This window comes from Stappia sp. ES.058 (genome assembly GCF_900105595.1).
GTDB lineage: Bacteria > Pseudomonadota > Alphaproteobacteria > Rhizobiales > Stappiaceae > Stappia.
In genome coordinates this window covers 2,178,235-2,191,666 of the sequence record NZ_LT629784.1, presented here as the reverse complement: position 1 = coordinate 2,191,666, position 13,432 = coordinate 2,178,235, and the positions used below count along the sequence as shown (strand labels likewise).

The 13,432-nt window shown below is 63.3% G+C and carries 13 protein-coding genes; 8 read left to right on the top strand and 5 right to left on the bottom strand.

All coding sequences use genetic code 11. The features are described 5' to 3' along the window. Nucleotides 1–41 precede the first annotated feature (41 nt). The 3 genes from BLU32_RS10090 to BLU32_RS10080 all read left to right on the top strand — a co-directional run bounded on the left by BLU32_RS10090 (nt 42) and on the right by BLU32_RS10080 (nt 4,433). A complete protein-coding gene (locus BLU32_RS10090; protein ID WP_093806658.1) occupies nt 42–1,730 on the top strand; it encodes an NAD+ synthase in 1,689 nt (562 codons plus the stop codon). Nucleotides 1,731–1,802: 72 nt separating this feature from the next. Continuing rightward, nucleotides 1,803–3,059, top strand: coding sequence for an MFS transporter (locus tag BLU32_RS10085; RefSeq protein ID WP_093806656.1), 1,257 nt, complete (start codon nt 1,803–1,805; stop codon nt 3,057–3,059). A gap of 9 nt (nt 3,060–3,068) precedes the next feature. Then, nucleotides 3,069–4,433: a glutamate--tRNA ligase gene (locus BLU32_RS10080; protein WP_093806654.1), complete on the top strand. Its 1,365-nt coding sequence runs from the start codon at nt 3,069–3,071 to the stop codon at nt 4,431–4,433. On the opposite strand, the gene BLU32_RS10075 is transcribed toward BLU32_RS10080, so the two are convergent. Beyond that, a complete protein-coding gene (locus BLU32_RS10075; RefSeq protein ID WP_157727612.1) occupies nt 4,396–5,613 on the bottom strand; it encodes a DUF2865 domain-containing protein in 1,218 nt (405 codons plus the stop codon). The two genes, BLU32_RS10080 and BLU32_RS10075, sit on opposite strands and share 38 nt — an antisense overlap. Nucleotides 5,614–5,827: 214 nt before the next feature. Further along, on the bottom strand, nt 5,828–6,295 hold the full coding sequence (locus BLU32_RS10070; protein ID WP_093806650.1) for a MarR family winged helix-turn-helix transcriptional regulator: 468 nt from the start codon (nt 6,293–6,295) through the stop codon (nt 5,828–5,830). A gap of 195 nt (nt 6,296–6,490) precedes the next feature. Between BLU32_RS10070 and BLU32_RS10065 the strand changes: the two genes are divergently transcribed. Together BLU32_RS10065 and BLU32_RS10060 are read left to right on the top strand one after the other, a co-directional pair. Then, nucleotides 6,491–6,847 carry a hypothetical protein gene (locus BLU32_RS10065; RefSeq protein ID WP_093806648.1) on the top strand — a complete coding sequence of 119 codons (357 nt, stop codon included), beginning with the start codon at nt 6,491–6,493 and terminating at the stop codon, nt 6,845–6,847. A gap of 52 nt (nt 6,848–6,899) precedes the next feature. Beyond that, on the top strand, nt 6,900–7,424 hold the full coding sequence (locus tag BLU32_RS10060; protein WP_093806646.1) for a CreA family protein: 525 nt from the start codon (nt 6,900–6,902) through the stop codon (nt 7,422–7,424). Between the two features lie 60 nt (nt 7,425–7,484). Here the strand turns inward: BLU32_RS10060 and BLU32_RS10055 are convergent, their stop codons facing one another. The 3 genes from BLU32_RS10055 to BLU32_RS10045 all read right to left on the bottom strand — a co-directional run bounded on the left by BLU32_RS10055 (nt 7,485) and on the right by BLU32_RS10045 (nt 10,192). Then, nucleotides 7,485–7,823: a helix-turn-helix transcriptional regulator gene (locus BLU32_RS10055; RefSeq protein ID WP_093806643.1), complete on the bottom strand. Its 339-nt coding sequence runs from the start codon at nt 7,821–7,823 to the stop codon at nt 7,485–7,487. A gap of 148 nt (nt 7,824–7,971) precedes the next feature. Beyond that, a complete protein-coding gene (locus tag BLU32_RS10050) occupies nt 7,972–8,184 on the bottom strand; it encodes a hypothetical protein (RefSeq protein ID WP_093806641.1) in 213 nt (70 codons plus the stop codon). 208 nt (nt 8,185–8,392) lie between these two features. Beyond that, complete coding sequence (locus tag BLU32_RS10045; RefSeq protein ID WP_197673733.1) at nt 8,393–10,192, bottom strand: murein L,D-transpeptidase; 1,800 nt, start codon at nt 10,190–10,192, stop codon at nt 8,393–8,395. Between the two features lie 320 nt (nt 10,193–10,512). Here BLU32_RS10045 and cysS point away from each other — a divergent pair, with 320 nt between their 5' ends. The 3 genes from cysS to BLU32_RS10030 all read left to right on the top strand — a co-directional run bounded on the left by cysS (nt 10,513) and on the right by BLU32_RS10030 (nt 13,429). After that, nucleotides 10,513–12,021: a cysteine--tRNA ligase gene (gene cysS, locus BLU32_RS10040; protein ID WP_093806640.1), complete on the top strand. Its 1,509-nt coding sequence runs from the start codon at nt 10,513–10,515 to the stop codon at nt 12,019–12,021. 509 nt (nt 12,022–12,530) lie between these two features. Continuing rightward, nucleotides 12,531–12,902: an endonuclease domain-containing protein gene (locus BLU32_RS10035; RefSeq protein WP_093806638.1), complete on the top strand. Its 372-nt coding sequence runs from the start codon at nt 12,531–12,533 to the stop codon at nt 12,900–12,902. Beyond that, entirely contained in the window at nt 12,899–13,429 is a 531-nt protein-coding gene (locus tag BLU32_RS10030; protein WP_093806636.1) for a GFA family protein, read from the top strand. The genes BLU32_RS10035 and BLU32_RS10030 overlap by 4 nt, the downstream gene beginning before the upstream one ends. Nucleotides 13,430–13,432: the final 3 nt, after the last annotated feature.

Sequence of the window (13,432 nt, the reverse complement as noted above, 5' to 3'; positions counted from 1 at the left end):
GGGCACTGGACCGTCGTTCAAGACCGGGCTAAACCGATGGCATGACAGAACCTTCCAGCCTTGCGCACACCGGGCGGTTGCGCCTTGCCACGGCACAGTTCAATCCGACGGTGGGAGACATCGACGGCAATCTGGAGCTCGTACGGCGCGGTCGCGAACGGGCGGCTGCTGCGGGCGCCGATCTCGTCCTGTTTTCCGAGCTTTTCCTGTCCGGCTATCCACCGGAAGATCTTGTCCTGAAGCCCGCGTTTGTCGCCTCGTGTCGTGCCGCACTTGATGCGCTTGTCGCTGACACTGCCGATGGCGGTCCGGGCGTCATGGTCGGTTTGCCCTGGCGGGAGGGCGAGACGCTGCACAATGCGGTGGCTCTTGTCGATGGCGGGCGGATCGAGGGCGTACGCTTCAAGGTCGATCTGCCCAACTATGGCGAATTCGACGAAAAGCGGGTGTTTCAGCCCGGTCCGCTCCCGGGGCCCGTCGGATTTCGGGGCATTCGTCTGGGGCTGCCTGTGTGCGAGGATGCCTGGTCGGACGAGGTGTGTGAGTGCCTGGCGGAAACCGGCGCGGAACTGTTGCTGGTGGCGAACGGATCGCCGTTCTACGCCGGAAAGCCGGACGTTCGGCTGCAGGTCATGGTGTCGCGCGTTGTCGAGACGGACCTTCCGCTGGTCTATTGCAATCAGGTCGGAGGCCAGGACGAACTGGTGTTCGACGGTGCGTCTTTCGCGCTTCAGGCCGACCGCAGCCTGGCGTTCCAGATGCCGGAATTCGCCGAGGCGCTCGAAATCGCCGATTGGCAGCGCGACGAAAATGGCGCGTGGATCTGTACCCGTGGGCCGGCGTCCGCGTTGCCCGATGCCGATGCCGCGCGATGGCACGCCTGCGTCCTGGGGTTTCGCGACTACGTCGAGAAAAACGGCTTCCCCGGCGTTGTGCTTGGTCTCTCCGGAGGGATCGACAGCGCCATCGTTGCCGCCATGGCAGTGGATGCGCTTGGGTCTGAGCGGGTGCATTGCGTGATGCTGCCGTATCGCTACACATCGGACGAAAGTCTCGTGGATGCAAAGGCTTGTGCGGATGCATTGAAGTTGCGCTATGACACGGTCGGCATCGCGCCGGCTGTCGAGGGTTTCGGGGCGGCCTTGTCCGACCTCTTTTCCGGGACCGAGAGTGGCGTGACGGAAGAAAACATCCAGTCGCGAGCTCGCGGCGTCATCCTGATGGCGATCTCCAACAAGTTCGGCTATATGGTTGCGACCACGGGGAACAAGTCGGAGATGTCGGTTGGATACGCCACGCTTTATGGCGACATGAATGGCGGCTTCAATCCGATCAAGGATCTCTACAAGACACAGGTGTACCGGCTCGCGGCCTGGCGAAACGCCAACAGGCCCGATGGACTGCTCGGGCCGGAGGGCGAGGTGATCCCGACCAATATCCTCACCAAGGTTCCTTCGGCCGAGCTGAGGGAGAACCAGACCGATCAGGATTCGCTTCCCGACTACGATGTCCTGGATGACATTCTGGAATGCCTGGTGGAAAACGAGATGTCGGTGGGCGACATCGAGGCGCGCGGGCATGATCGGGCGTTGATCCACAGGATCGAGCATCTTCTTTATGTCGCGGAGTACAAGCGGCGTCAGTCGGCGCCCGGCGTGAAGATCACGCGCAAGAATTTCGGCCGCGACCGGCGCTATCCGATCACCAATCGCTTTCGCGATCGCAGCTAGCCACGCCGACGGCTCCGCTGCTCGTGTGCCGCTTCCGGTGACATATCGCACTTTGTGCGGAAAGACTGGGAAATGTCCTATTTCGCCTTCGTCCGGGAGAACCTGCGCTGGCTTCTCGCGGGTCTGTTGCTGACGTTCTTTTCGAGCTTCGGCCAAACCTTCTTCATCTCGCTCGTTGCCGGCGACCTTCGCGGCGAGTTCAACTTGTCGCATGGCGAGTTCGGCGGTCTCTACATGGCGGCCACTTTGCTTTCGGCGGCGTCGTTGACGGTCATCGGAAAGGTTGTCGACACCCATCCGCTGGCGTTGGTGTCGGCCGGTATCGTGTGTGGCCTTGCCTTGTTTTCGGTCGGCATGGCGAGCGTGTCCTCCGTCGCGATGCTCTTTGTCGTGCTCTATGGTCTGCGGCTGTTCGGGCAGGGCATGATGACCCATGTGGCAATGACGGCGATGGGCCGATGGTACGCGGCGCAGCGCGGTCGGGCGGTGTCCATCGCGGCGCTCGGCATCCAGTGCGGGGAGGCATCGCTCCCCCTGGCGTTTGTGTCCGTGTCAGCGCTCCTCGGCTGGCGGGGGGCGTGGTGGCTCGGCGCCGGGGCGCTTGTCGTCGTTGCGCTGCCGGCGCTGCTGTTGCTTTTGAGGGTCGAGCGCATTCCGCGCGGACAGACCGCTCCCGACGACGGCCCGGAAGTCCTGCGGCACTGGACCCGACGCGAGGTTCTGCGCGATCCAGCGTTCTGGGTCATCTCCGCCGGGACACTCGCCCCGCCCTTCATCGGCACGACGATCTTCTTCAATCAGGTCTATCTGGTGGAATTGCGCGGCTGGACGATGGAGCTTTTCGCCTCCGCTTTCGTGGCCATGTCGTCCATGACCATCACCTGCGCGTTGCTGGCCGGCTGGCTCATCGACAAGGTCACCGCGGTTCGCATCCTGCCGGTGTTTCTGCTTCCGCTCGGTGCGGCCTGCGTTCTGCTTGCCACCGTCACCCATCCGGCTGCCGCCTTCGGTTTCATGGGGCTTCTCGGGGTCAGTTACGGCTTCAGTTCAACCCTGTTCGGTTCCTTGTGGCCGGAAATCTACGGCACACGACACCTGGGTGCCGTGCGTTCCGTCACCGTTGCAATGATGGTGCTCGCTTCCGCGCTTGGACCCGGCCTGACCGGTTATCTCATCGATCTCGGCGTTCCTTATGAGACCCAAGTGCTTGCCATGGCGGCTTATTGTTTTGCAGCAGCGGCAGCGATGGCTGTTGTGTCCGTGCGTGTCCGTCGCCGATTTGCATCTGCCGCGATGCCCGGCATTGCCGAGCGTTCGCCCTCCCGCTAAGACAGGCGCATGACCGTAACCGTTAGATTTGCTCCCTCGCCGACCGGTTTTCTCCACATCGGCAACGCCCGTCCCGCGCTGATGAACTGGCTATTCGCTTTGCGCGAAGGCGGCCGTTTCATCCTGCGCTACGATGACACCGACCGTGAGCGCTCGACCGCCGAATTCGCGGCGGCGATTGGCGAGGATCTGGCGTGGCTGGGCATTCGTCCGCATGAGAGCTTTCGCCAGTCGGAACGGATCGCGCAGTATGACGGCGCGGCGGAGCGGCTGCGCGCCGCCGGCCTTCTCTATCCCTGCTACGAGACGGCGGACGAACTGGAGCGGCGGCGCGGACGCGCGCGCGCGCTCGGTCGTCCGCCGGTCTACGACCGGGCCGCGCTGAAACTCACCGATGATGAACGTGCGACCCTCGAGGCGGAAGGACGCCAGCCCCATTGGCGCTTTCTTCTGCCCAATCACGACGGCGATCCCTTCGCTACACGACGAGCCGACGTCAGTTGGTTGGACCTGTGTCGCGGCGAGCAGACCATCGATCTTGCCTCGCTCTCCGACCCCGTGCTGATCCGGGCGGACGGCAGCTATCTCTATACGCTGCCCTCGATCGTGGACGACATCGGCTCTGGCATCACACACGTGATCCGGGGAGAGGATCATGTGGCCAACACCGCCGTGCAGCTTGCGATCTTCAAGGCGCTCGATGCTGCGCCGCCGGTTTTTGCGCATCACAACCTGCTGACGACCGTTTCGGGTGAAGGCCTTTCGAAGCGCAAGGGCGCCTTGTCGCTGCGCTCGCTGCGTGAGGCGGGTTTCGAACCGATGGCGGTCGCCTCGCTTGCAGTCCTGAGTGGCACCAGCCATGCGATCGAGCCGGCGGAGACGATGGCGGCGCTCGCCGACATGGTGTCGCTTGCGGACGTCTCACGCTCCGCCGCCAAGTTCGATCCCGAGGACCTTCGTCCGCTGAATGCGCGTCTTGTGCACAAGTTGCCCTTCGACGCCGTGGCGGATCGGCTTCAGGAGTTGGGTATTGCTGCCTGCGGCGCGGCGTTCTGGGACGCGGTGCGGGAAAACTGCGAGACCGTCGGCGATGCCGCGCGCTGGTGGCGCGCCGTCAACGATCCGCAGGCGATGCCGGTCGCGCCGGAGGATGCCGAATATCTTGCCCGGGCGGCGGCGCTTTTGCCGCAAGAGCCTTGGGACGCTCAGACCTGGGGGGCGTGGACCGGGGCGCTGAAGACGGAGACCGGGCGCAAGGGCAAGGCGTTGTTCCTGCCGCTGCGCAAGGCGCTGACCGGTGAGGCGCATGGTCCGGACATGAAGACGCTGTTGCCGCTTATTGGGCGACGAAATAGCGCGGCCCGATTATCCTGACATTCTGTTTTGGCTGAACGGTGGCCGGAGCGGTTTGAACATCGCTTCCGTCATCGACCGCGTCCGCGCTTTTCGCAACTCCTGATACGGACGTGCCGGTGCCGCCCAGAACCGGCAGGCGCATGCTGGCCGGCTGGGGAGCAAAGCCAAGCTCGACATTCATCCGTGTGTCCGGATCCGCGCCATCGGGAACAGCATCCGCCCGGGATGCAACGGGTGTCGCAAGTGTTTCGCGCAACGAATCGATGCCGAGGCCGCCCGATCCTTGCGTATCGCGCAGGCTTTGCGCGGCAACCGCGTCGCCGCTGCGGATCAGGCTTGCCATGCTCTGGCGTCCACCCGGTTTCGGCTGGCAGCCGCAGCCCGAGACATAGGTTTTACGAAACCGGTAGGCATTGGGCAGATCCGTATAGGGCAGGCCCTCGACGCTGACCAGATTGTCGACCGTTTCGCCGGGATTGCGATGCACGTAGAGCTGCGCCTCGGCACCCGGGCACATCGACCGGCAAATCGCGGTGTCACGACCGAAGCCCTCGCTGCCGGTTGAAAAACTGACCGGAAAATAGAAGCCGTCGCAGGTGCGCACGCACATGGTCCGATAGGTCGGCCCAGAAGGTTGGCTCGTGGTGAAATCCGGCTGGGCGCTCGTGATCGTTACGGAGGAGCGCGTCGCGCTCTGGAGCGAGGACGCGGTGGTTACAGCGTCATTTGCGCCGTCGCGCCGGCCGATGCCGAAGAGGGCGAGCAGGCCGCCGCCCTTTTTTGCCGTGCGGGTCCGGTCGCATCCCTGGTTGGCGAGCGTGCGCTCGAGTTGTCTCTTGCGTCGAGCCTGGCCGGGCTGGGCCCGACGATCGCGCTGGCGCTCGATCTTGGCGAGGTTGGCGCGCATGCGTTTGATTTTTCCGGTCAAAGTGTTGCATGAGCCGGCCGATGCGGCGCCATTGCACCCCAGATGGCGTGCATCACGCTGGGCGAGCCCGAGCGCGGCTTTTTGCTGCTCTGCGGCCGCGGACCATTTGCGATACGCCGGCGATTGTGCGCTGCCGGCGGCAATTCTGGAGATTTCGGCGCGAAGCGCATTGCAACTGGCCGCCTGTCCCGGCGTCGCGACAAGTACCAGCGTCGCCCCTGCCAAGACGGCAAGGCCTGCGCTGCGTGCGATTGCATACGGTCCCGTCATGCCTGATCCGCTTGCTGCGGCGCGCCTGTTCGCTCGCCTGCCACCCGTCGTCTGCGCCATTGCCGCGCCGTATGTCCCGTTTTCGGGATCTTCCACGCCTGACTATCGCCACAAGACCGAGGCCGGCACAACAAAAGCCTCGGGTTTTAGTAAACTTCAGCCTAATGGCGCGGGCGCGTGCGGCGGGCGCGGGGCGGCGCCGAGAGGGGCCCGATCACTCCGCCATTTCGGTGGTGAGCGCCCGGGCGCGCAGCATCAGTCGTTGCAGCAGGTCGTCAAGCACCTCGCGGTCGGAGGCTGAAAAGCCGGCAACGAGGGCTTGTGCGAAATCCCGCGCTTGCGGCGCGAGTGTTTCGTAGATCGCGCGGCCTTCGGCCGTCAGGGCGAGAAAGCTCTCGCGCATGTCCTGACTGTTTGGTTCGCGGCGTATCAGGCCACGGGCTTCGAGCGTGGCCGCTGCGCGCGACACCTTCGTCTTGTGCATGCAGCTGTGATGCCCGACGCCTTTGGCTGTCACGGTACCGAATTGCCCGAGCGTTGCGATCAGGCGCCATTCGGGCACTGTTATCCCGTAGCGGCGGCGGTAGACGCCGGCGAGCGACTGGCTCACCGTTTCCGCAAGGATATTCAGCCGATAGGGCAGGAAGGTTTCGAGTTCAAGCAGCGGCGGCGCTGACGTCATTGGACCGATCCATTGGCGCGAGCCCTCGATCGGGGCCTTTGGAAGGATGCAAGTATAGCGCGTATCGTGCCAACTGTAACCGGTTCGCGCCGCGCGGGGAAAGGGGGACGGCGCGGGCCGCGTGGACGCTTGCCTATCGTCGCTGCGCGTGGCACCACGGTTCCTTGCAGTCACCAATGGATCCGCACGTCAATCATGTCGACGCGAAAGCCTGCCACGCCACCCCAAAGTGTCGCCTTCGTCTGGATTGTGCTGGTGCATGTGCTCGTCCTGCCGGTCGCCGCGGCGTATCTTCCGGCACTCCTGCCTCAACCAGGACCAAACGCGGGATCGCAGGGATATGTCGTGGCGCCATTTCTCCTGTCCGGCATCCTGGCCGTCCTGGTCATCGCGCTTCACTTCGCAATCTGGCGCATGGCGCGCGGCGAGGGGCACGTGGGGCTGCAGTATGTCGTCGCCGGCCTTGGCGTCGTCAGTCTCGCGACGCTCGTGCTTTTGGGAACGGCTGCGCCGTTGCTGGTTCTGGCGCGTCTTGCAGGACTGGTGTTGTGACGCTCGCTTTCCCATATCGGGGGAACACCAAAACAGATCCGGAGAAACGCGAATGCGATCGATTGCCCTTGTTCTGGCCGCGGCTCTTGGCCTTGCGGCCGCGCCGGCCCTGTCTCCCGTTGCGTCCGCACAGGATGAGCCTGATCTGATCTTCAAGAAGTCGACGGTGTGGAAGATGCTGACACCGGACCACAAGCTTGCCACTTATGCGGTCGACGACCCGTTGGTGAAAGGCGTTGCCTGTCATTTCACGGTGCCGGAAAAGGGCGGGGTCTCCGGATGGCTCGGCGTGGCCGAAGAGGTCTCGGACATCTCGCTGGCGTGTCGACAGGTCGGACCGGTGAGCTTTTCGGAGACATTCGAGCAGGGGGACGAGGTGTTTCGTCAGCGCCGTTCGTTCCTGTTCAAGAAGATGCGGATCGTGCGCGGCTGCGACGCCAAGCGCAACGTGCTGGTCTATCTCGTCTATTCCGACAAGATCATCGAAGGCAGCCCCAAGAACTCCACCTCCACGGTTCCGATCATGCCGTGGGGCGATGCGGAGGCGCCGCGGTGTTCCGACTGGCTCGATAACTGACGTCTGCCGGCCGACATGCGAGAGAGCCTCCTGACCGGCGCCGAAGGCGCGGTCGGGCGGTCACTCCGCGTGTTCGCTCTCGCGCGCGGCCGTTGTCTCGGTTTCCGGGGGGCAAAAGTGTTTCTGCAGGAGGGCCAGCACGTCCTGAGCAATCTCGCTGTCCAGGCTGTAGTAGATCGTCGTCCCGTTGCGTCGCGTGCGCACGAGCCCCTGCGCGCGCAACAGCGCGAGCTGCTGGGAGACCGTCGGCATGCGCATCCCGGTCATCTCGGCAAGCTGGCCGACGTTGGTTTCGCCGTTCGCCATATGGCACAGCAGCATGAGACGGGGGCCGGAGGCGAGCATCTTGAGAAAACCCGCTGCGTCTTCGGCCTTTTCCTGAAGCGCGTTGATCATCATGGTCCTTCCACTGCGGCTTGCGCGGCCCCTATGTTTCTTTTTCGGCCCGGTTGCAGCTTCGATGAAGCCTTGCGCGGGAATGTGGCTTTCTCGCGGGCACGCAAATCGCTGGCGCATTAGAATTCAACCCGGGGTCGGGTGCAAGCGCTCACCTGACGGGAAAGCGTGTTTCATGCCAGTGTGATGCGGTCGCGCAACCGTTCGATGTGAAGGCACAGGCGTCGACCGTGGCCTGCCGGCTGCGGGGCGCCTCGGCCCGGTTTCCCGACAGGACAAAGATTGCAACGGGAACGAGAAGAACAGTGCCAAGAAGGGTGGCGGTGAGGGTCTGGCAAAGCAGCGGGCGAAGAACAGAGAACATGGCAGGCTCCGATACGCGGGACTTGATCGTGGGGAGATCCTGCCATCCATGCCGTGAACCCGCCCTGAGGCCGGTGTTTATCTCCGGTTCAGCATCCTTAACGCGCAAGCCGTCACGGTATGCCATGCGACACACTGCCTTGAAGGCCTGAGTCGGAGAATCGGCTCATCTCACTATTTTGCCAGCATTTTTTGGGCTTGTTCGCTTGTCAGAGCTTCACCGGTGCGAGCGCGGTGATCGCTTTCTTCAAGACCTTGTCGCGGCCGTAGATGTCTCGGCGGAAATGCGTCGATCCGTCCTTGTTCACCCAGGCTGTCAGATAGGTCAGATGAACCGGGATCGGGTCTTTCAGCTTGATCACCCGGCGTTTGCCCGTCGATCTGACCGACAGCAGTCTGGGTTTCGTCCAGCCGTCGTCGCCCAAAAGCACCTCGCCGAGATCGAAGGGCTTTTCCGTTCGGATGCAGCCGTGGCTGAACGAGCGTTGCGACCGGGCAAACAGAGATTTCGAGGGCGTATCGTGAATGTAGATGTTGAACTTGTTGGGAAACATGAACTTGATGCGGCCAAGCGCGTTTCTGTTTCCGGGGTCCTGGCGCAGCGTGAAGGGGAAGTTGCCGCGCCCGTAGGCCTGCCAGTTCACGGCCCATGGGTCGACCTCCCGGTTGCCCGAGAAGATGCGGATGTTCTTTGAAAGCAATGCCCCCGGGTTCTTACGCAACTGCGGCAGATACTCCTTGGTGGCGATGGAGTAGGGCACCGTCCAGTAGGGGTTCACTTCGGCGTAGGTGATCTGGTCGGAGAACACCGGCGTTGCATGATAGGGTTTGCCGACGACCACGCGCGCGGTGTGAACTGTCTTCTCGCTCTTGACGACCTTGAGGTTCTGGTCGGCGAGATTGACGAAGACATAGCGATCGCCAAGATCGTCCGGCATCCAGCGGCGGCGCTCCATGTTAAGCTCCATCTGCTCGATGCGCGTCTCGATCGCCACATTGATTTCCGCAAGCGTGTTCTTGCCGACAATGCCGTCGACCGTCAGGCCGTGACGCTCCTGAAACAATTCGACCGCCGCGACCAGCGCGCCATCGTAGACATCGCCCTGGTGGCTGCCGGCGGTGAAGAGATCCTGCTGGGCAAGGCGTTTGCGCAGGGCGTCAAGGCGCGGGTCGCTCATGCCGGGCTTCAGGGTCTCGCCCGCGGGGACCGGCGTGAAGCCGCCGGCCTCGGCCTTGGCGCGATAGTCGCCGAGCCGCTCTTTCAGCCTTGCGTAGTTGGGCGTGTTCGGCGACAGGGCGTCCAGGGTAAGGGCGAAGTCCTCGCTCGATTCCACCATTTCCAGAAGCGACGCCGGATCAGGAGCTTGCGGGAAAAGGTTGAGCGACGGATTCACCTCGTTCGGCTTGACGCGGCCGGCGACCATGTCATTGGCATAGGTGATGTAGCTGTTGGAAAGCGCCACCTCGACGGCGGCGATCTCGTCAATGCCGCTTGCATTGAAGGCGATCTGGAACAGCCGGTCCGGATCATAGGCGGCGGGATCGAGCGCATGCGCGCGCGCGTCCTCGAAGGCCTTGATCAGGAGTTCGCCGTGCGAATTCAGGCCGTCCTGCGACACCCAGAGCGGCTGGAAGATCCGTGCCTCATAAAATTCCTGCACGCCGAGCTGCAGTTCCTCCTCGCTGCCCGCATTGAAGGCGGCGTCGAGCATCAATGTGTCGGCTGTGGACAGTTCGCGCGAGATCGCCATCGCCAGCGGGTCGGTCGGCAAGATGGTGGCCGGAGCGTCTGCGGGCGCAAGCGTGCCGGCCGCAGGCGGTGTGCCGGTGGCGGGTTCCGCCTGTCTTGCAGTCTCCTGGGCCAGGCTGCTGCCGGAGAAGGCGAGAACGATTGTCACGGAAGCGACGAGCGCAAGACCCGGCATCGCGGCAAGCGGGCGGAGCCGATCTCGCTTGGCGCCGGTCGGGACCGCAAAAGGGTGTGGCCCGAAGTGATCGGTCATTGCCATGCGCATGGGTCTCCTCCCGTCCCCTGGCGGACATGAATGTATCTTACACAAGCTTGATGTCGGGAACGAGGCTTCGCGCGGCTCCCGCTCGCGCCGGGTATCCATCGTTTCCTTGCGGTCGCACGGACTGCGGACTTGACCACGCCGGGCAAACGGGTCAGAACACGTTTCATGACCACGGCCAAGCGGACCCTGATTTCGATCCTCATTATTTGCAGCTAGCGACAAAGCTGGCTGTGGCCGTTCCCCTCATGCTCGATGCTCCTCCCCACCGGAGATGAGACGGACGCCCCGGCCAGACGGCCAGGAGACGACCGATCATGCATTACAAGCATCCTTTGAAGCTTACCAATACCCTGACCCGCTCGAAGGACCTCTTCGTGCCGGAAGATCCGTCGAATGTGCGCATGTATGTCTGCGGGCCGACGGTCTATGACTTCGCCCATATCGGCAATGCCCGGCCGGTGATCGTCTTCGACGTGTTGTATCGCCTGCTGCGCCATCTCTATGGCGCGGAGCATGTCACCTATGTGCGCAACATCACCGACGTCGACGACAAGATCAACGCGCGTGCGTTGCGCGACTATCCCGATCTGCCGCTGAACGAGGCGATTGCGAAGGTCACGCAGAAGACCGCCGACCAGTTCCATGCCGACGTGAAGGCGCTTGGCTGCCTCGAGCCGAGCGTGGAGCCGCGCGCGACCCAGCATATTCCCGGCATGATCGCGATGATCGAGACGTTGATCGCCAAGGGCAACGCCTATGTCGCGGAGGGTGAGGTGCTCTTCGACGTGGCCTCGATGCCAGCTTATGGCGGCCTGTCGCGGCGCAATCTCGACGAACAGCAGGCCGGCGCACGCATTGCAGTCGAGGGCCACAAGAAAAACCCCGGCGACTTCGTCTTGTGGAAGCTGTCCTCCGACGAGGAGCCGGGCTGGGACAGCCCCTGGGGGCGCGGGCGTCCGGGCTGGCACATCGAATGCTCGGTGATGAGCGAGGCGCATCTGGGTGCGACCTTCGACATCCACGGCGGCGGCCTCGACCTCATCTTCCCGCACCACGAGAACGAGATCGCCCAGTCCTGCTGCGCCCATGGGACGGATAGGATGGCGAGCGTATGGCTCCACAACGGCTTCGTCCAGGTGGAGGGGAAGAAGATGTCCAAATCCGAGGGCAACTTCGTCACCATCCACGACCTGCTGGCGAGCGAGAAATTCGGCGGTCGGAAATGGCCGGGCGAGGTGCTGCGCCTCGCCATGCTGATGACCCACTACCGCGAGCCGATCGATTTCTCGGTCAAGCGGCTGGAGGAGGCTAGAGGAATTAGCCTTTCCTTTGCAAATTTGACGCGGCGGTTTCTCCCTGAAGACGGTTCTGTTCTTCCCGAAGTCATTGAAGCATTAGCTGATGACCTCAATACACCGGCGGCAATTCAGGCGATTCAAAGATCGACCGGGAACCCGGAAGACATTTTGTCCTCGATTTATTTCCTGGGCCTGGAAGATCGCAAAATGTCGGCCATAGCAAAGGAAGTTCGGGCGGATCAGCGCGGGGGTATAAAGACTTCGGTAGAAAAGGCTGTCGCCTTGATCGAGCTGAAAGAGCTTGGGCTTTCGCAAGATCACGTTGACGGCAAAATCAATATACGCCTCGAAGTCCTACGCGAGGCAGACGCTGCCAAGGTGGCAGGCGACAAGGAACTTATGAAACAAAAGTTCGCCGAGGCCGACCGCATCCGCGACGAACTCGCGGCCGAGGGCATTCTGCTCAAGGACGGCAAGGACCCGGACACCGGCAAGCGCACCACCACCTGGGAGGTGAAGCGGTGACCATGCCCCGCTCTCCCGTCTCCCCCCTTGAGGGGGAGATGTCGGCATTTGCCGACAGAGGGGGGTGTGGAGCCTCTCCGCGCGGACTGAGTTTGAGGTCTGGGTCCGTTACCCCCCTCTGTCTCCTTCGGAGACATCTCCCCCTCAAGGGGGGAGAGGGGCGCGTGGGGCGGGGCCGTGTGTCGGATCTGGCGGTGTTTGCATGGCGGCGGGGTTTCGGTTCTGTGCAGGTTCACAATCAGCCCCGTTCAAAGGCGCCAGCTCATTTGCCTGAGCGACTGCTCCGCTCTCCCGTCTCCCCCCTTGAGGGGGAGATGTCGGCATTTGCCGACAGAGGGGGATGTGGAGCCTCTCCGCGCGGACTGAGGTTGAGGTCTGGGTCCGTTACCCCCCTCTGTCTCCTTCGGAGACATCTCCCCCTCAAGGGGAGAGAGAGGCGCGTGGGGCGGGGGCCAGCGTCAAACCGAGGATGGGTTCGGGCAAGCGTTCCAATCTCGGGAGATGCGGACATGCCTCATCATGACGTCTCCAAATCCTTGCGCGGAAACGCGAAATCCCTGCGACGGACGATGACCCCGGCAGAGAAGAAGCTGTGGAACATCCTTCGGGCACATCGGCTCGACGGCATTGCGTTTCGTCGCCAACTGCCGATTGCAGGATACATCGTCGACTTCGCCGCGCCGGCACACAAACTCATCGTCGAACTCGACGGGTCGCAGCACGGCGAAGCGCATCATTTCGAAGCCGATCGGGCGCGGGATGCGCATCTTGCAGCTTCGGGCTGGACCGTTCTGCGCTTCCGGAATCCGGATGTCCTGAATGAGCTTGACGGCGTCTGCAGCAAGATCCTGGAAGCGCGACAGCGAGGGGGAAACGAATGAGTGCATTGGAGATCCACACCGGCGGCTGCCAGTGCGGCGCGTTGCGGTTCCGGGTGACGGGACCGCTGGGCACGGCCTCGATCTGCCACTGCCGCATGTGCCAGAAGGCGTTCGGCGGGTTCTTCGGCGCGCTCGTCGGTACTTCCGAGGGGGCGCTCGAGTGGACGCGCGGGGGAGCGCCGGCGAGGTTCCGCTCCTCCAATCACGTCGCGCGCGGGTTTTGCCCCGCCTGCGGCACCCCGCTGACCTATGAGGAGCCGGACGGCTCCATCGCGCTGGCGATCGGCGCCTTCGACCATCCAGAAACCATCCCGCCGACGATCCAGTACGGCGTCGAAGCCAAGCTTGCCTACGTCGACACGCTCGGCGACCTGCCGGCACGAAACACGCTTGAGGATCTCGAAGCCGCCGCCTTTCTCGACAGTATCGTCAGCCATCAGCACCCGGATTGCGACACGGAAAGCTGGCCGCCCGAGGAGTGGGCCGGCGATGCCTGGTCGAAGTCCGGCTCTTTCCCCAACGACTGACTC